Origin of the sequence: Pseudomonas sp. P4795, assembly GCF_048822895.1 — a bacterium.
In the GTDB taxonomy this organism is placed as follows: Bacteria; Pseudomonadota; Gammaproteobacteria; order Pseudomonadales; family Pseudomonadaceae; genus Aquipseudomonas.
The window spans coordinates 99,556-117,950 of the sequence record NZ_JBMFBT010000005.1 but is presented as its reverse complement, the minus strand read 5'-3'; the positions used below and the strand labels follow the sequence as shown (position 1 = coordinate 117,950).

At 61.0% G+C, this 18,395-nt stretch carries 16 protein-coding genes and 1 pseudogene; all 17 read right to left on the bottom strand.

Translation table 11 applies throughout. From position 1 onward, the window contains the following. Positions 1–47: 47 nt before the first annotated feature. The 17 genes and pseudogenes from ureC to ACOI8A_RS15600 all read right to left on the bottom strand — a co-directional run bounded on the left by ureC (position 48) and on the right by ACOI8A_RS15600 (position 18,257). Positions 48–1,748, bottom strand: a complete 1,701-nt coding sequence (gene ureC / locus ACOI8A_RS15680; protein ID WP_420647063.1) for an urease subunit alpha — start codon at positions 1,746–1,748, stop codon at positions 48–50. A gap of 172 nt (positions 1,749–1,920) precedes the next feature. After that, positions 1,921–2,226, bottom strand: a complete 306-nt coding sequence (locus tag ACOI8A_RS15675) for an urease subunit beta (protein WP_420647064.1) — start codon at positions 2,224–2,226, stop codon at positions 1,921–1,923. Beyond that, the gene (locus ACOI8A_RS15670) at positions 2,226–2,759 is read right to left on the bottom strand and encodes a GNAT family N-acetyltransferase (protein WP_420647065.1); all 534 of its coding nucleotides are present in this window, start codon (positions 2,757–2,759) and stop codon (positions 2,226–2,228) included. Before ACOI8A_RS15670 ends, ACOI8A_RS15675 begins: the two co-directional genes overlap by 1 nt. A gap of 5 nt (positions 2,760–2,764) precedes the next feature. Beyond that, a complete protein-coding gene (locus ACOI8A_RS15665) occupies positions 2,765–3,298 on the bottom strand; it encodes a GNAT family N-acetyltransferase (protein ID WP_420647066.1) in 534 nt (177 codons plus the stop codon). Positions 3,299–3,307: 9 nt separating this feature from the next. Continuing rightward, a complete protein-coding gene (ureA, locus tag ACOI8A_RS15660) occupies positions 3,308–3,610 on the bottom strand; it encodes an urease subunit gamma (protein WP_008085431.1) in 303 nt (100 codons plus the stop codon). A 226-nt stretch (positions 3,611–3,836) separates the two neighbouring features. Further along, entirely contained in the window at positions 3,837–4,676 is an 840-nt protein-coding gene (locus ACOI8A_RS15655; RefSeq protein WP_420647067.1) for an urease accessory protein UreD, read from the bottom strand. 30 nt (positions 4,677–4,706) lie between these two features. Next, a complete protein-coding gene (gene urtE / locus ACOI8A_RS15650) occupies positions 4,707–5,405 on the bottom strand; it encodes an urea ABC transporter ATP-binding subunit UrtE (RefSeq protein ID WP_420647068.1) in 699 nt (232 codons plus the stop codon). 117 nt (positions 5,406–5,522) lie between these two features. After that, a complete protein-coding gene (gene urtD, locus ACOI8A_RS15645; protein ID WP_420647069.1) occupies positions 5,523–6,392 on the bottom strand; it encodes an urea ABC transporter ATP-binding protein UrtD in 870 nt (289 codons plus the stop codon). Continuing rightward, positions 6,389–7,468, bottom strand: coding sequence for an urea ABC transporter permease subunit UrtC (urtC, locus tag ACOI8A_RS15640; protein ID WP_420647070.1), 1,080 nt, complete (start codon positions 7,466–7,468; stop codon positions 6,389–6,391). Before urtC ends, urtD begins: the two co-directional genes overlap by 4 nt. Then, positions 7,468–8,970, bottom strand: a complete 1,503-nt coding sequence (urtB, locus tag ACOI8A_RS15635; protein ID WP_420647071.1) for an urea ABC transporter permease subunit UrtB — start codon at positions 8,968–8,970, stop codon at positions 7,468–7,470. Before urtB ends, urtC begins: the two co-directional genes overlap by 1 nt. Positions 8,971–9,189: 219 nt before the next feature. Then, a complete protein-coding gene (urtA, locus tag ACOI8A_RS15630; protein ID WP_420647072.1) occupies positions 9,190–10,455 on the bottom strand; it encodes an urea ABC transporter substrate-binding protein in 1,266 nt (421 codons plus the stop codon). A 409-nt stretch (positions 10,456–10,864) separates the two neighbouring features. Next, positions 10,865–12,989 (bottom strand): annotated as a pseudogene (locus ACOI8A_RS15625) (TonB-dependent receptor). A 151-nt stretch (positions 12,990–13,140) separates the two neighbouring features. Continuing rightward, positions 13,141–14,520, bottom strand: a complete 1,380-nt coding sequence (locus ACOI8A_RS15620; protein WP_420647074.1) for a PepSY-associated TM helix domain-containing protein — start codon at positions 14,518–14,520, stop codon at positions 13,141–13,143. Between the two features lie 153 nt (positions 14,521–14,673). Next, the gene (locus ACOI8A_RS15615; RefSeq protein ID WP_420647075.1) at positions 14,674–16,791 is read right to left on the bottom strand and encodes a TonB-dependent copper receptor; all 2,118 of its coding nucleotides are present in this window, start codon (positions 16,789–16,791) and stop codon (positions 14,674–14,676) included. Between the two features lie 84 nt (positions 16,792–16,875). Further along, on the bottom strand, positions 16,876–17,307 hold the full coding sequence (locus tag ACOI8A_RS15610) for a DUF2946 domain-containing protein (RefSeq protein WP_420647076.1): 432 nt from the start codon (positions 17,305–17,307) through the stop codon (positions 16,876–16,878). Between the two features lie 21 nt (positions 17,308–17,328). Further along, positions 17,329–17,808 (bottom strand): copper chaperone PCu(A)C, encoded by a 480-nt coding sequence (locus ACOI8A_RS15605; RefSeq protein ID WP_420647077.1) that lies wholly within the window; start codon positions 17,806–17,808, stop codon positions 17,329–17,331. A gap of 47 nt (positions 17,809–17,855) precedes the next feature. Then, complete coding sequence (locus ACOI8A_RS15600) at positions 17,856–18,257, bottom strand: DUF2946 domain-containing protein (protein WP_420647078.1); 402 nt, start codon at positions 18,255–18,257, stop codon at positions 17,856–17,858. Between the last annotated feature and the right edge of the window lie 138 nt (positions 18,258–18,395).

Below are 18,395 nucleotides of genomic sequence, written 5' to 3'. Positions count from 1 at the left end.
CCCGGAAGTCGCTGGAACCGGCCACCGGGGTCTGCTGCCAGCTCGCATCAGAACAGAAAATAGCGCTGCGCCATCGGCAGGGTGTCCGCCGGTTCACACCAGAGCAATACGCCGTCGGCCTTGACCTGATAGGTCTGTGGGTCGACGTCGATGTGCGGCAGGTAATCGTTGTGGATCAGATCGGTTTTCTGCACCTCGCGGCAACCTCTGACCACGGCGATTTTCTTTTTCAATCCCAGTGCTTCGGGCAGTCCCGCTTCTTGCGCCGCCTGACTGATGAAGGTCAGGCTGGTGGCGTGCAGCGAGCCGCCGTAGCTGGCGAACATCGGCCGGTAGTGCACCGGTTGCGGAGTTGGAATCGAAGCGTTGGCGTCGCCCATCAGGCTCGCGGCGATGGCGCCGCCCTTGAGAATCAGCGTCGGTTTGACGCCGAAAAACGCCGGCCGCCACAGCACCAGATCCGCCCATTTGCCGACCTCGATGGATCCCACTTCATGGCTGATGCCGTGGGTTATCGCCGGATTGATCGTGTACTTGGCGATGTAGCGTTTGGCGCGGAAGTTGTCGTTACCTTCGCCATCCTGCGGCAGTGGGCCGCGCTGTTTTTTCATCTTGTCGGCGGTCTGCCAGGTGCGCGTGATGACTTCTCCGACGCGGCCCATGGCCTGGCTATCGGAACTGATCATCGAGAACGCGCCGAGGTCATGCAGGATGTCTTCGGCGGCAATCGTTTCGCGGCGGATGCGGCTTTCGGCGAACGCCACGTCTTCGGCAATGCTCGGGTCGAGGTGGTGGCAGACCATCAGCATGTCGAGGTGTTCGTCGATAGTATTACGGGTGAACGGTCGGGTCGGGTTGGTCGAACTCGGCAGCACGTTGGCGAAACCGCAGGCCTTGATGATGTCCGGCGCATGCCCGCCACCGGCACCTTCGGTGTGATAGGTGTGAATGGTGCGGCCCTTGAACGCACCGAGGGTGGTCTCGACGAAACCCGATTCGTTGAGGGTGTCGGTGTGGATCGCCACCTGCACGTCGTATTGGTCGGCAACGCTCAGGCAGTTGTCGATGCTCGCCGGGGTGGTGCCCCAGTCTTCGTGTAACTTGAGGCCGATGGCGCCGGCCTTGACCTGCTCGATCAACGGCTCGGGCAGGCTGGCGTTGCCCTTGCCGGTCAGGCCAATGTTCATCGGGAATGCGTCGGCCGCCTGCAGCATGCGCGCCAGATGCCACGGCCCGGAGGTGCAGGTGGTGGCGTTGGTGCCCGTGGCAGGCCCGGTGCCGCCGCCGATCATGGTGGTGACGCCGCTCATCAGCGCTTCTTCGATCTGCTGTGGGCAGATGAAATGGATATGCGTGTCGATACCGCCCGCAGTGAGGATCATGCCTTCGCCGGCGATGACTTCGGTGCTGGCGCCAATGGCGATGCTGACGTTGGGCTGTACGTCGGGGTTGCCGGCCTTGCCGATCACGGCGATGCGCCCATCCTTGAGGCCGACGTCAGCCTTGACGATGCCCCAGTGGTCGATGATCAGCGCGTTGGTGATCACGGTGTCGACTACTTCGGCGGCGAGCAACTGACTCTGGCCCTGACCGTCACGGATGACTTTGCCGCCACCGAATTTCACTTCTTCGCCGTAGGTGGTGAAGTCTTTTTCGACTTCGATCCAAAGCTCGGTGTCGGCCAGACGCACTTTGTCGCCGACGGTAGGGCCGAACATATCGGCGTAGGCTTGCCTGGAAATCTTCATCTAGCGTCCTTCAGGAAAATAGCGGTGAGCCTGCGACCCTCACCCTAGCCCTCTCCCAAAGGGAGAGGGGACTGATCGCGGTGTGGCGGCTATCGGTAATCAGCTCCCTCTCCCTCGGGCGGTCCGACGTTTCGGGAGAGGGCTGGGGTGAGGGGCTGCGGTACACACGGACTTACAGGTCACCCATAACCCGTCCGGCAAACCCGAACACCCGCCGCTGCCCCGTGTAATCCACCAGTTCCACCTCGCGACTCTGCCCCGGCTCAAAGCGCACCGCCGTGCCCGCCGGAATGTTCAGACGCATACCCCGGCTGGCCGCGCGATCAAAGGTCAGCGCGTCATTGGTTTCAAAAAAATGGTAATGCGAGCCGACCTGAATCGGCCGGTCGCCGCTGTTCGCCACTTTCAGACTGACCGTGCGGCGGCCGACGTTGAGTTCGATGTCGCCGGGCTGGATCTGGTATTCGCCGGGAATCATCAATGGGCTCCTTGCAGGACTTTGTAATAGAGCGCGGTCGCGCGGTAATTGCCGTGCGGATCACAAGCGTAATCGGGGATTTCACCGGCGCGCGTATAGCCCAGCGCCTTGTAGAAATCTTCAGCAGGCGAGCCGGCTTCGGTGTCGAGGTAGAGCATGCCGCGCTTGCACTTGGACGCTTCAAGCTCCAGTGCCTGCATCAACTGCTGACCGAGACCGCGACGACGAGCGTGTTCGCGCACCAGCAGTTTTTGCACCTCCGCGCGGTTCAGACCGTTGGCCTTCTGGCACAAGGTCAACTGCACGCTGGCCTGCACCACTTCGTCCTTGACCACTACCCACAGCAATACATTGCCTTTGTTCAGATGGTCCTGAACGTCATCGAAATACGCGCGGGCCTGAACGGCATCGAGGTCGGCCATGAAACCGACGCTGGCGCCATAACCCACGGCATCCAGCAGCAAGTCGATCAGGCCCTGACGATAGTGGGCAAAACTCTCAGCATTGACGCGGCGCAGTTGGGCGGCGTTCATCGATGTCATTCCTTGTTGGCAGATGGCGGCTCCGCGCCAGGATTGAGGGTCAGTTGCATGAACGTCAGATCGAGCCAGCGGCCGAACTTGGTGCCGACCTGCGGCATCTGCCCGGTGATGCTGAAACCGGCGCGCTCATGCAGCCGAATCGAGGCCGCGTTGCCACTTTCGATGGCGGCGACCATTACGTGTTTGTCGCAGGCTCTGGCGCGTTCGATCAGCGCGCTCATCAGCTGCGGGCCGAGGCCGTTGCCACGTTGGTCGCTGCGCACATAGACCGAGTGCTCGACGGTGTGGCGGAAACCGTCGAACGGCCGCCAGTCACCGAACGAAGCGTAGCCGAGGGTGGTGTTGTCGGCGTCGACGATCACCAGGATCGGATAGGCCTGAGCCTGACGTGCGCTGAACCACGCCTGACGGTTGCCGAGGTCGACCGCTTGTTCGTTCCAGATCGCCGTGGTGTTGAGCACGGCGTCGTTGTAAATATCACGGATCGCCGGCAGATCGGCATGTACAGCATCGCGGATGGTGTAAGTCATGGCGCCGCCTCAGACGATCGGTTGGTGAACGGTGACCAGTTTGGTGCCGTCGGGGAACGTCGCTTCGACCTGGATCTCCGGGATCATTTCCGGGATGCCTTCCATCACTTGTTCACGGCTGAGCAGGGTGGTGCCGAAATGCATCAACTCGGCCACGGTGCGACCGTCACGGGCGCCTTCGAGCAGTGCGGCGGAGATGTAGGCCATGGCTTCCGGGTAATTCAGCTTCACGCCGCGCGCCAGCCGGCGTTCGGCAACGAGGCCGGCGGTGAAGATCAGCAGCTTGTCTTTTTCGCGTGGGGTCAGGTCCATCGTTGGCAATCCATTCTGGGCAGATTTGTGTGGTTCTTGCGGTGAGCGGGATGTCAGTTGGAACCGCCCCTCACCCTAGCCCTCTCCCGAGGGAGAGGGGACTGATCTCGGTTGTTTGTCATGGCCGGTTCAGTCAGTTGAATTTTTGTGTCTGCAGCATTTCTAGCGGTCACCTCGGTCAGGCTCCCTCTCCCTCCGGGAGAGGGCGGGGGGTGAGGGCTGGTTATCAGGTGCTCCATATTCTTGGGGCTACTGCCTCGCGCCCAAGCAAAACCGGCCTCAGCAGTCGCCACAATTCAATCAACCACCCCCGCGCCAGCAACGCTTCACTGGCCAGACAGCGGGCGACCAGCAAACCCGGCAACTGCGTCAGGTCTCCGCGCACTGGGTTCTCCAGCGAGCGACAGCGCTCCAGCAGCTCGGCATCAATCTCCCCGGTCACCAGCAATGTGGCGAACACCGGTTGCCCATCCAGCCCGATCGGCGAGTCGAGCAACCCGTCATCCCCGACAATGCGCTGACGCTCATGCCAGAGCAATCGCCCATCGCGGCGAATATCCAGATGCGCCTGAAAATGCCCCAGATCAAAACGCTCGCCACTGGCCGGGCGCCCCAGCGCCACCACGTCCCAATAGAGCAGCCGCGCATCGGCCTCAAGCTCAATCGAAGTCGTGAGTTCAGCCTGCGCCGCGCTGTAGACGATGGTTTCCTGCGGCAGCCATTCCAGAGTCGCGCCGGCAGCCACGTGCAAGTCGAGCTTCTGATAAGCGGGGCCGGCCGCGCGATACCACTTGGCTGCGCCGGGGCTGGTGATCTGCGCCCAAGCGTTTTTCTCGACGCGGGCGCTGATGTCGAGTCGGTCGCCGCCGGCAATCCCGCCGGGCGGGTGAACGATGATGTGCTGGCAGACCTCCGGCCCTTCGGCGTATAGATGTTTTTGCACGCGCAGCGGGCCGAAATGCCGACGCTGAACCGGCCGCGTGCAATCGCCGAAACGCGCGTAGGCCAGCTCCAGCTCAGCGTGCCAGCTCGGGGTAAACAGGGCAGTGGGAATAGGTAAATTCATATTTTCTGATTATCGTCAGGACGCTACAGACTAGATCGTTACCAATCCCCGTACACCCTCGGCCTCCATATTTTCTCCGCGTCCCTGCTGCACGATCTCGCCCCGGGACATCACCAGATACTGATCGGCCAGTTCAGCGGCGAAATCGTAGAACTGCTCCACCAGCAAAATCGCCATGTCGCCGCGCGCCGCGAGTTTCTTGATCACCGCGCCGATTTCCTTGATCACCGACGGCTGAATGCCTTCGGTGGGTTCGTCGAGGATCAGCAGGCGCGGACGGCTGGCCAACGCTCGGCCAATCGCGAGTTGCTGTTGCTGACCGCCAGACAAATCACCGCCGCGTCGCTGTTTCATTTGCAGCAACACCGGGAACAATTCATAGATGAACGCCGGCACTTCTTTGGCTTCGCTGCCAGGAAAGCGCGACAGGCCCATCAGCAGATTTTCTTCCACCGTCAGGCGTCCAAAGATCTCCCGACCCTGCGGCACGTAAGCAATCCCGGCGTGCACGCGTTGATGCGGCTTAAAAGTGGTGATCGGTTTGCCTTCCCAATTCACCGCGCCTTCCTTGGCCGGCAGCAAACCCATCAGGCACTTGAGCAACGTGGTTTTACCCACACCGTTGCGTCCGAGCAGGCAGGTGACTTCGCCGACCTTCACCTCAAAACTCAGGCCACGCAGGATGTGGCTACCGCCGTAATACTGGTGCAGCTTGTCGACTTGCAGCATTTCGAAATCTCCTCAAATCCCTGTAGGAGCTGCCGAAGGCTGCGATCTTTTGATCTGGTTTTTGAAGTGCAAGATCAAAAGATCGCAGCCTGCGGCAGCTCCTACAAAGAACAATCTTTAGCGGCCCAAATAGACTTCGATGACTCGCTCATCGGCCTGCACCTGCTCCAGCGATCCCTCGGCCAAAACACTGCCTTGATGCAACACCGTGACGTGGTCGGCAATCGAGCCGACGAAGCCCATGTCGTGTTCCACCACCATCAGCGAGTGCTTGCCGGCCAGCGACTTGAACAGCTCGGCGGTGAACTCGGTTTCGGCGTCGGTCATGCCCGCTACGGGTTCGTCGAGCAGCAACAGTTGCGGGTCTTGCATCAGCAGCATGCCGATTTCCAGAAACTGCTTTTGCCCGTGGGACAGCAGCCCCGCCGGACGATTGACCGAGGTGGTCAGGCGAATGGTTTCCAGCACTTGGCTGATGCGATCCTTCTGCTCCCCGCTCAAACGCGCACGCAAACTGGCCCACACCGACTTGTCGGTTTTCTGCGCCAGTTCGAGATTTTCAAACACGCTCAACGCTTCAAACACTGTGGGTTTCTGGAACTTGCGACCAATCCCGGCTTGAGCAATTTGCACTTCGCTCATCTGCGTCAGATCCAGCGTTTCGCCGAACCATGCCTTGCCGTGACTCGGCCGGGTTTTGCCGGTGATCACATCCATCAGCGTGGTTTTGCCCGCGCCGTTGGGGCCGATGATGCAGCGCAATTCGCCGACGCCGATGTACAGATTCAGATTGTTCAACGCCCGGAAGCCATCGAAGCTGACGCTGATGTCTTCCAGGGTCAGGATCGTGCCGTGGCGGGTATCCAGACCGGGCTCGACGCGCTGGCCGAAGCCGATCGAATCGCGGCTGGTGCCGGCGTCCTTGTTCGGTTCGACCGGGAAGAACGCCGGTTCGAGCATGAATTCAGCACTGGCCGTGACTCTCATGATTCACCTCGTTTCTTCAGCAGACCGATCACGCCTTTGGGCAAGTACAGGGTCACGATGATGAACAGCGCGCCGAGGAAGAACAGCCAGTATTCGGGGAACGCCACGGTGAACCAGCTCTTCATGCCGTTGACCACGCCCGCACCGAGTAACGGCCCGATCAGGGTTCCGCGTCCGCCGAGAGCGACCCACACCGCCGCTTCAATCGAGTTGGTCGGCGACATTTCGCTGGGGTTGATGATCCCCACTTGCGGCACATACAGCGCGCCCGCCAGACCACACAACACCGCGCTCAAGACCCAGACGAACAGCTTGAAACCACGCGGATCGTAGCCGCAGAACATCAAGCGGTTTTCCGCATCGCGCAACGCGGTCAGCACCCGACCGAACTTGCTGCGGGCCAGGCGCCAGCCGATAAACAGGCTCGCCACCAGCAGCAGAACGGTCGCCAGAAACAGCACCGCGCGCGTGCCCGGTTCAGTGATGCCGAAACCGAGGATCGTGCGGAAATTGGTGAAGCCGTTGTTGCCGCCAAACCCGGTCTCGTTGCGGAAAAACAGCAGCATGCCGGCGAAGGTCAGTGCCTGGGTCATGATCGAGAAATACACGCCTTTGATCCGCGAACGGAAGGCGAAAAAGCCGAACACCAGCGCCAGCAAACCCGGCGCCAACACCACCAGACACATTGCCCAGAAGAAGTTGCCGGTGCCGCTCCAGTACCACGGCAATTCCGTCCACGACAGGAAGGTCATGAACGCTGGCAAACCATCACCGGCCGCCTGACGCATCAGGTACATGCCCATCGCATAACCGCCGAGGGCGAAGAACAGACCGTGGCCCAGCGACAACAGGCCGGCGTAACCCCAGACCAGATCCAGCGCCAACGCGACGATGGCGTAGCAGAGGATTTTGCCAACCAGCGTCAGCGTGTACGCCGAGATATGCAGCGCATTGTCAGCGGGCAATAGCGAGAGCAATGGCAGGGCGATCAGCAGCGCCAGAATCAATGCGCCAACCGCAATGGTGATTTTCGGGCCGGCCTTTTGCGTGGCCGTAACGAGCAGGGGCTGGTTCATCAGTCGATCACCCGTCCTTTCAGTGCGAAGAGGCCTTGCGGACGTTTCTGGATAAACAGAATGATCAGCGCGAGGATCAGGATCTTGCCGAGCACCGCACCGATCTGCGGTTCGAGAATCTTGTTGGCGATGCCCAGGCCGAATGCAGCAAGCACGCTGCCGGCGAGTTGGCCGACGCCGCCGAGCACCACCACCAGAAACGAATCGATGATGTAGCTCTGGCCCAGATCCGGGCCGACGTTGCCGATCTGACTCAGCGCCACACCACCAAGCCCGGCAATGCCTGAACCGAGGCCGAAGGCGAGCATGTCCACGCGACCGGTGGGCACGCCGCAGCAGGCGGCCATGTTGCGGTTCTGGGTGACGGCGCGCACGTTGAGACCGAGGCGGGTCTTGTTCAGCAGCAGCCAGGTCAGCACCACCACGAACAGCGCGAACGCAATGATGACGATGCGGTTGTACGGCAGCACCAGATTTGGCAGTACCTGAATCCCGCCGGACAGCCACTCGGGGTTAGCCACTTCGACGTTCTGCGCACCGAACAACAAACGCACCAGTTGAATCAGCATCAGGCTGATGCCCCAGGTCGCGAGCAGGGTTTCCAGGGGGCGGCCGTAGAGGTGGCGAATCACCGTGCGCTCCAGCGCCATGCCGATCGCGGCGGTGACAAAAAACGCCACCGGCAGCGCGATCAGCGGATAGAACTCGATGGCCTGCGGCGCGTAGCGCTGGAACATCAGTTGCACCACGTAGGTCGAGTAGGCGCCGAGCATCAACATCTCGCCGTGGGCCATGTTGATCACGCCGAGCAGGCCGAATGTAATCGCCAATCCCAATGCTGCGAGCAGCAGAATCGAACCCAGCGACATGCCGCTGAACGCCTGACCGAGCACTTCGCCGATCAGCAGTTTGCGTTTGACTTGCGCGAGGCTGGTTTCGGCGGCGGTGCGCACACCGGCATCGGCTTCGACGCCGGGTTCGAGCAAGCCTTCAAGGCGCGTGCGGGCCAGCGGGTCGCCGGTTTCGCCGAGCAATCGCACGGCGGCCAGGCGCACGGCCGGGTCGCTGTCGACCAGTTGTAGATTGGCCAAAGCGAGACTCAGGGCGGCGTGGACGCTTTGATCTTTTTCACCAGCCAGTTGCTGGTCGAGGAATTTCAGCTGCGCCGGTTTGGCGCTTTTCTGCAATTGCTGCGCGGCGCTCAGACGGATTTTGGCGTCGGCGGCGAGCAATTGGTGGCTGGCCAAAGCAGTGTCGATCAGACCCCGCAGGCGATTGTTCAGGCGCAGGGTTTTTGCTTGGCCATCGATGGTCAACTCGCCTTGTTGCAGGGCGTTGATCAGTTCGATACGCGCCGGCTCGGGCTGTGCGGCCCAGGCTTCGAGCAGTTTGGCCTGCTGCATGGGGTTGGCGGCGACGAAGTCTTCGGCGTCGCCGGCGTGGGTGGCCAATGGCAGCAGCAGGGCGATAGCCAGGATCAAGCGGTAAAGGGCAGTGGGCATGGGTGGTGTCCTGTTCAACCGCCCCCTCACCCTAACCCTCTCCCGGGGGGAGAGGGGATTGACCGAGGTGTTTGGGCGTTGTGTTGCGACTTACGAATCTGAGTCGAACTCAGGCTTTGAACAGCTTGAAGATCGGCTCCCTTTCCCCCTCGCCCCCTTGGGGGAGAGGGCTGGGGTGAGGGGGGAAATCTCAGTCCCACCTCAGTTTCGGAATCAGCCTCAGTTACTCTTCACCGCATAATCCGGCTTCTTGTCATTCCCCGAGATAAACGGGCTCCACGGCTGCGCGCGAATCGGCCCCTCGGTCTGCCACACCACGTTGAACTGACCATCGGCCTGAATCTCGCCGATCATCACCGGTTTGTGCAGGTGGTGATTGGTCTTGTCCATGGTCAGCGTGTAGCCGGATGGCGCGGCAAAGGTCTGGCCGGCCAGCGCTTCGCGGACTTTATCGACGTCGGTGGATTTGGCTTTCTCAGCCGCCTGCGCCCACATATGAATGCCGACGTAAGTGGCTTCCATCGGGTCGTTGGTCACGGCTTTATCCGCGCCCGGCAGGTTGTGTTTCTTCGCGTAGGCCTTCCAGTCGGCGACGAATTTCTTGTTTGCCGGGTTAGCCACCGACTCGAAGTAGTTCCACGCCGCCAGGTTGCCCACCAACGGTTTGGTGTCGATGCCGCGTAATTCTTCCTCGCCGACCGAGAACGCCACAACTGGCACGTCGGTAGCCTTCAACCCTTGGTTGGCCAGCTCTTTGTAGAACGGCACGTTCGAGTCGCCGTTGACCGTGGAGATCACAGCGGTCTTGCCGCCAGCGGAGAATTTTTTGATGTTGGCCACGATGGTTTGATAGTCGCTGTGACCGAACGGGGTGTAGACCTCTTCGATGTCTTTGTCGGCTACTCCTTTGGAATGCAGGAACGAGCGCAGGATCTTGTTGGTGGTGCGCGGGTAGACGTAGTCGGTGCCGAGCAGGAAGTAGCGTTTGGCGCTGCCGCCTTCTTCGCTCATCAGGTATTCAACTGCCGGGATCGCTTGCTGGTTCGGCGCCGCGCCGGTGTAGAACACGTTCGGCGACATTTCTTCGCCTTCGTATTGCACCGGGTAGAACAGCAGGCCGTTGAGTTCTTCGAACACCGGCAACACCGATTTACGCGACACCGACGTCCAGCAACCGAACACCACGGCGACCTTGTCCTGGGTCAGCAGCTGCCGGCCCTTTTCCGCGAACAGTGGCCAGTTCGATGCCGGGTCGACCACCACCGGTTCGAGCATCTTGCCGTTGACGCCGCCCTTGGCGTTGATCTCGTCGATGGTCATCAGCGCCATGTCTTTGAGCGACGTTTCGGAGATCGCCATGGTGCCGGACAACGAATGCAGAATCCCGACCTTGATGGTCTCGGCGGCCTGCACAGTCCAGGTCATGCCCATCGCGGCAATGGATGCCGTGAGTGTGAAAGCCTTGATCAAACTGCGACGCTTCATTGTGCGATCTCCATGAACGTTAAAGTTTTTTATGGTTGGCAGATGCGGACGACTGAAGGTGTGTTTTGCAAGGGCTGTGCCCGGTCGGAGTTTGGCCGGGAAATGTCGGTTTAGAGCGCTTGCGCGGGAGTGGCGGTGCACCAGGAAGGCACGGGGTGGATGCGGCGGTGCGACCGGATGCGCCAGATTGGGGCGCTTCGGTGTGTCAGGTGGATCGATCCCCCTCACCCCAGCCCTCTCCCCCAAGGGGGCGAGGGGGAAAGGGGGCCGATCACCGTAAATTTCAGACCTGAGTTCGACGCAGATTTTTCAGGTCGATGTAGCGTCAACAAACAACACGCTCGGTCCCCTCTACCTCTGGGCGGTCCGACGTTTCGGGAGGGTTAGGGTGAGGGGTGAAAGTTTCGGATCAAAAAGAGTAATCAGCAGTGACAAAAAACGACCGCGGCTCCCCCAAAATCCACTGCTGCCCCTCGTTGTACTGACTCTGCGCATACCGGCGGTCAAACAGATTATTCACCTGCAACCCCAGCGTCGTATTACGCAACGCCTGCCAAGACAATGTGGCATCCACCACGGTGTAACTCGGCAGCTCATTACGATTCGCCATATCGGCAAACCGCGCATCGACATACCGCACGCCAGCGCCAGCCTTCAAGTCATCAGTAATCGCCTTGCTCAACCAAAGATTGGCGGTACGCCGTGGCACATCCACCGGACGGTTACCGTTACGCGAAACCGGCACGCCACCGACCACTTCTTCAAAGTCGTCGTACCTGGCTTTGACCATGGCCGCGTTGGCCTGCAACTGCCAGGCATGCGGTAATTGCACATCGAGGCTGGCTTCCAAACCCTTCGATGATTGCTGCCCGACCTGCTGCTTGAGCGTCGGATTGCCCGGATCATCCGTCAGCAGTTTCTTCTTCACGATGCGATAAGCCGCCAGCGTGAATTCGCCGCGCTGATCCCAGAACAACTGCTTCATGCCGATCTCGGTCTGCCGGGCCGTGGACAGGTCATATTGCTGCTGACCCGGACTCAGGGATATCAGCCCGCCGATGCCGTCAGTGCTGGTCGCAACCTGACCGTAGAACGAAGTCTGCGGCGTCAGTGCAAACACCAGACCGGTCTTCCAATTGTTGCCGGTCAGGGTCTTGTCGCTCTGACTGCCGTCCAGCAGATTGTTGCGATCCACGTGCATGTAATCGCGGCGCACGCCGGTCACCAGCGACCAGCGCTCACTCAGTTGCGTACGGTTTTCCGCGAACATCGACATCTGTTTGCTGGTGCTGTCGAATTGCTCGCGATATTGATTGGCACTGTCGAAGTAGCCCGCCTGCGGGTGATACAGATCCAGCGGCTGCCCGTCTGCCAGCACGTCGTTGAATGGCGAATTGCTGTTGAGCTGGAAGCGGATGCGGTTGTATTCGACGCCGGTCACAGTCTGGCTGTCGAGACCCAACAGCGAGTGCTTGAAGGTGAAGGTCTGGCGGTCGCCGAGTTGCTCCTGTTGATGGCCTATGCCGAAGTTACCGCTGCGGCTCAGTTGCTGAGTGCCGGCATCGAAATTGTAGTTCTCGGCGTTCTGCCAGCGGCGCTGGGCCTTGAGGTAGTACAGCTCGTTGCTGGCGCTGACGGAATCATTGATCTGCCATTCGCTGCTCAGGCGCGTCCATTGATCGTTGTAGTGCTGCTTATCGTCGCGCACGTTGTAGTTTTTGTTGCGCAGGCTGTCTTGCAGATGGTCGTTGATCAGCGGCGTGCCGAAGTAATTTTGCGGGCGCTGATCGCCGTAATCGTGGGCGAGGGTGAAGGCCAGATCGTCAGTCGCCTGCCAGCGCAGTGCGGCGCTGATGAAGTCGCTGGAGGAATCGCCACGATCAATCCAGCCGTTGCTGCGCAGACGATTGAGGTTGAGGCGATAGCTCAGGGTGTCGCTCAGCGAACCGCCGCTGTCGAGCGCCTGCTGCTGACTGTCGAACGAGCCATAACCGATGCGCACATGGTTTTCGATTTCACCTGTGAACGGCTTCTTCGGGATCGTGTTGACCACCGCGCCGGTCGCGCCTTCGCCATACAACACCGAAGCCGGGCCGCGCAGCACGTCGACGCGCTCGACGGACCAGGTATCGACCGGGAAAGTCCCGGTGCCCATGCCGGTGTACAGGCGGTTGCCGTCATACAGTGTGCATCACCGAACTCTGCCCGGTGAAACCACGCGCCTGCAACGATGTACCGCCATCGCCCGGCGTACCGGTGCGGCTGATGCCGGTGCTGCGCGAGACGGCGTCCTGCACGCTGCGCTCGCCACGGGCGCGGATCTGTTCGCCGCTGAGGCTTTCGACGCTGGCCGGGGTTTCCATCGCTGTGAGGTTCAGGCGCGAGCCGGCAGTGGTCGGCGTGGTCAGGCTGACGTCTTCGTCGTCATTGGCCAGGGCGGTGATGGTGCCGGTGGGCAATGTCAGCGGGGTGCTGTCGGCCTGCGCGCTGTTCATCGCGAACAGGCACAGGCTGGACAAGAGGTACTTGTTCATCGGGACGGTAAATCGCTTCTGCAAAAGAAAACCCGCAGCTGTGGGGCTGCGGGTCGGGCGGCACACTTGCTTGATGTGGTGACATCAAACGCTGCCGAGGCTTAAGCCCCGGCAGTGTACAGAAGCGTCTAAATCGCGCATCTCGGATGATTCATGATGAAGTTGAGGCGGATTCAGTTTCGCGGCCAAGACGCGACAGCACAAACCGATCCAACACCCACACCACCACCAGCGAAGCGCCGACCAACGGAAAAATCACCGCCAGTGCGAGCATGATCAGCACCCCGGTTTTCCACTTCGGCAGATCGTGACGCAGCGGCGGCACGCCGAATTTGCCTTGCGGCCGGCGCTTCCACCAGATCACCACGCCGCTGACCGCGCTGAGCAGAATCATCAGGCAGATCAGCAGCACGATGATCTGATTCAGCACGCCGAACATCTTGCCTTCGTGCAGCATCACCCCGATTTCGGTAGCACGCGCGACAGTGCCGTACTGCTCGAAACGTACGTCGGCGAGGACTTTGCCGGTGTATTGGTCGACGTGCAGGGTGGCGTCGTTGCGTGGGTCATCGGCGAACACGGCGATGGTGAATACGCCGGTGGCGGTGGTCGGCAGGGTGATGCTGTAGCCCGGCTCGACTTTGCTTTGGGTGGCGATGTTCTGCACATCTTGCAGGCTGATGCCTGGTGCGGCGGGGCCGTGTTGCATGCCGCCGTGGGCCATGTGTTCGGCGTGGTCGCCGGACATCGGCATCGGCGTGTTTTCCATCGCCCAGGGCACGGTCTGACGGGTAGCGCTGTTGAGGCTGCGCGCTTCGACGTCGGAAGTCGGCACGTTGTCCCACATCGCTGCCGGAAACACGTTCCACACCTGCGCGTATTGCTTGCCCCAGAAGCCGGTCCAGGTCATGCCGCTGAGCAGCATCACCAGTAGCAACGTCGCGCCCCAGAACCCGGTGACGGCGTGCAGATCACGCCACAGCACGCGACCGCGACTGTTCAGGCGTGGCCATAGAATCCCTGCGGCCTGACCGCGCGGCCACCACAGAAACACCCCGGATACCACCAGCACCACGCCCCAGCCAGCGGCCATTTCGATCAGTCGGTCACCGACGGTGCCGATCATCAATTCGCCGTGAATCGCGCGGGCGAGGGCTTGCAGGTTCTGCTTGGCATCCTGCTCGCCGAGGATGTCGCCGTGGTACGGGTCGACGAACACGTTCAGCTCATGCCCGGCGTTGTTCACAACGAATTGCGCGCTGCGTTCGGCGTTGACCGGTGGCAGATATTGCGCGATCTGGCCTTGTGGATAAGCACTTTTGACCTTTTGCAGCATGTCATCAGCCGACACCGTGTGATGCCCGGCCGGGACGTTGAGCAGGCTGCTGTACATCAGCGAATCAAGTTGCGGTTTGAACAGATAAATCATGCCGGTCAGGGCCAGCATCACCATGAACGGCGCGACGAATAAACCGGCATAAAAATGCCAACGCCAGGCCAGGTTGTAGAAATTCGGTTTGGGCTTTTGCATCACGTGTGCTCCGCTTGGCTTGGATCTTCTAGTTGTTCTGCAACCCTTGTGGGAGCGAGCTTGCTCGCGAAGGCGTTGTATCAGGCGACATCAATGTCGGCTGTGCCGTCCCCTTCGCGAGCAAGCTCGCTCCCACAGGGTGGGTGTTGAGGGTCAGAAACTCATGTCGACCTTGGTCCAGAGCGTGCGCCCCGGTTCGTTGATCGCTTGCGGGTCGTTGGCCGGGTAGCCGAATCCGGCGTTGCCCGCCAGGTTCAGGTGTTCGGCGTAAGCCTTGCCGAACAGGTTGTCGACGCCGCTGCTGACCTTCCAGTTTTTGTTGATCCGATAAGCAGCATTAAGCGAGAACACGCCGAAGCCCGAACTCTTGTCGTAATCCTTGCCGACCAGGTTGCCCTTGTTTTGATCGATACGGTTTTGCGCGGCAACCACCCTCCACAGCGCGCCGGCGCTCCAGTTGTCTTCGCTGTAAGTCAGACCGAAACGCGCATCCAGCGGCGGCATCTGCGGCAGCGCCTGGCCGTCGCTGCTGTTCTTGCCCCAGGCGTAGGCGAGGGTCGCATCGGCTTTCCAGTTGTCGCTGAGTTTGTACGCGGCACCCAGTTCACCGCCCATGATCCGCGCGTCGATGTTCTCGGCGCGCGAGGTGCTGCCCATCATTCCCGGGGTGTAATCAAACAGGATGTAGTCACGCACCTGGCCGATGTAGGCCGAGGCCCAGGCTTCAAGTTCGGCGCTTTTGTAGTTGAGGCCGAAGTCGAACTGCGTAGTTTTTTCCGGTTTGATCGAATCGAAGGCATTCACTGAACCGACCGGGCCGGACTTGGGCGAGAACAGTTCCCAGTAATCCGGAAAGCGCTGCACGTGACCGAGGCCGGCGTAGAGCGTGGTCGGGCTGTCGGCCAGATCATGTTCGTAACGCACGAAGCCGCTGGGCAGGGTGTCAGCGCGGGTCTGGTCGGCGGTCGGGTTCGGGCGCGACATCATTCCCGAGCCGGTGCGCTGGCGATAATCCTTGGCCGAAGCGCGGTCGAGGCGTGCGCCAGTGATCAAGCGGTCGCGGTCGGCGGCGTACCAGGTCATTTCGCTGAACACGCCGTAGTTGTGGAAATCCGCGTCCTTGGTGCGCGGCACGTTCTTGTAAGTGTCGATGCCCATCGCGCTGCGCTGGCGGTGTTCGTTGGTCTGCGCATCGAGGCCGGTGATCAGCTGAATATCGGCCCAGCGCCAGGTGGCTTTGATCCGCGCGCCGAGGGTGCGGCGGTCGACGTTGGAGGCCATGGGGCCGGCCATCATCCCGGTGCCGGACGGCGTGCGCAGGGTGTAGTTGTCCATCACATGGTCGGCGTAGTTGTAGTAGACCTGGGTTTCGAGCTTCTCCAGCACGTCGTTGATGTTGGATTTCTCGAAGCGCAGGCCGAGGCTTTCGCGCAGGAACTGCGAGCCGTCCATGCCGCGTCCGGCGTAGCGCGCTTCACCGTCGCCTTTGCCGGCAGTCAGCTCCAGCAGAGTGTCGGCGTCCGGGGTCCAGCCGATCGCGACGTCGCCGTTCCACTTGTCGTAGCGCGAGGCAACGACGTCGTTGTTGCCGTCGCGATAGTCGTCGGAATGCGCGGTGTTGCCGATCACCCGCACGTAGCCCAATGGCCCGCCAGCGGCGGCATCGACGACCTTGTCGAAGCGCCCATGGGAGCCGGCGAGCACGCTGGCATTCACTCGGGTACCGAGTTCGCCGAAGCTTTCCGGCTCACGGTCGAACAGCACGGTGCCGGCCGAGGCGCCCGGGCCGTAGAGCACGCTTTGCGGACCTTTGATCACCGTGAGTTTGTCGTAGGTTTCCGGTGAAATGTACGAGGTCGGTGCGTCCATCCGGCCAGGGCAGGCGCCGAGCATCATGCTGCCGTTGGTGAGGATGTTCAGGCGCGAACCGAACATGCCGCGCAATACCGGGTCACCATTGGTGCCGCCGTTACGCACCAGAGCGAAGCCGGGAATGGTCTTCAAATAGTCACCACCGTCACTGGCCGGCACCGGTTGGCGCGGGTCTTTCGGGTTGGTGACGATGGTCAGCGGCGAGCTCGGGGCGATGGCGGTGATCACCGTCGGACTGAGATCTTCAGCATGGCCGGCGTGTTCATCGGCATGCACCAGCGGGGAGAGCAATACGCCGCAAAGTACGGCGCTCGCGTGCCTGAAACGCAGGCGCGAGTGATTCAGGGCAAAACACGTTGGGGCAGAACCCGAACGTGGCACAGCAGAAAACCTGGACATGACAATTTCCATCAAACAGTCGTAAACGACACGGTCGGCAGCCTGAAGCTGTCTTCTCAACCGTGTGCAATCAGAAGTGGGTGTTTACGCTGGGACGGGCGGTGCGCGGCTGCGGGCGCCGGGGAAGACGGTTTGCCGGGCGTAACCCAGGCGCGGGGAGGGCGTGCTGAAGGTGTTGACTGGCGCGATGCTGAACGCGGCGAAACTGCCGCCGCCGGTCAGCGCCGGGCAGTTGAACAGCAGGCTGCAGTAGCCGCACTTTTCCCACATTGCGTGGTGCGAAGATTGCGGCGGACAGTGTTCGGCCGAGGCTTTGGCTGCATGCGCGGAGTGATCCATGCCCGGCATGTCCATCGACATCTCCATGCTGACTGGCATGGAATTCGAGGCGTGTTGATCCATCGGCATCGACTGAGAAATCAGTGGGCCGATGAAGATCATCAACATGGCGAACAGGGCGATCCAGCTGCCGTGTTGGTGGCGCTGGTGGATAGACCTGGCGCTAGGCGGGCGCATGCTTGCGATCAGCCGGGCGGATTACTGCGCGTGGGCGTGAGCCTGCGTGGTTTCCGGTGGCTTCTTCTGCACCGCGACTTCGACGGTCACAGCACCGGCCTTTTCGAAATGCATCGTCAGCGGGAAGCGTTTGCCGTCGGTCAGCAGGCTGCGATCGGTCGGGTTCATCAGCATCACGTGATAGGCCATTGGCGCGAAGGTCACGTCTGCGCCCGGCGCGATGGCCACGCTCGGCACTTGCTGCATCTTCATCAGGTCGCCCTGCATGACGTGTTCGTGCAGTTCTGCAGTGGGGGCAATCGGCGAGTCGACGCTGAGCAGGCGGTCGGCAGTCTTGCCGTTATTGTGGACCACGAAATACGCGGCGACGGTCGGCGCGTTCGGCGGCAGCTCCTGCGACCACGGATGGGCGATTTCCAGCTCACCAGCCTTGTATTCATGAGCATGGGCGAAGCACGCAGGCAGCAACAGCGCAGCGATGACGATGAGTTTGTTCAACATGGCAGTTCTCCGGGACGATTCGAAACGCAGTCAAATGCGGGAACAAATCAAACCAGAGGCGAGGCGCGGGGGTTGAGGCTGGGCCATTGCTGGCGCGGTGTCGGGGTTTTCAGCGAGGCGGGAGCAATGCTGCGATTACTGGTGTATTGCGCGAAATACAGCTGCGGCGAATGCCCCGGCAGCGCTACGACTGGCGCCGATCCGGAACAGCACCAGCAATGCTGCATGGTCGAATGCTTGTCACCGCTTTGCGGCGCGTTCTGATCGACGCTGCCGATATTGATCGCGACCATTTTGGTCCCGCTGCCGGTGCAGAAACTGCTCCACAACACTTGCTCGGCGGGTGATTGCGCGGCTTGCGCCATGGCTCCCGTCAAAGGCATGGCGAGCATGTTGAACAGCACTGCAAAGCAGGCAATCCAGGCAATGGCAAGCCGATGTCGGTTCATGGGGCAGATCCGTCGGGGTGGGCGATCAGGCGCGGCTATTTAGCCTGATCAGGGCCGATAAGTAAAAAAGCGCTGTGCGGTTTGGTGTCGCAGCGCCCTCTCAAAAGAGTGTAGCGGCTTCGGTTTGTATTGCAGGGA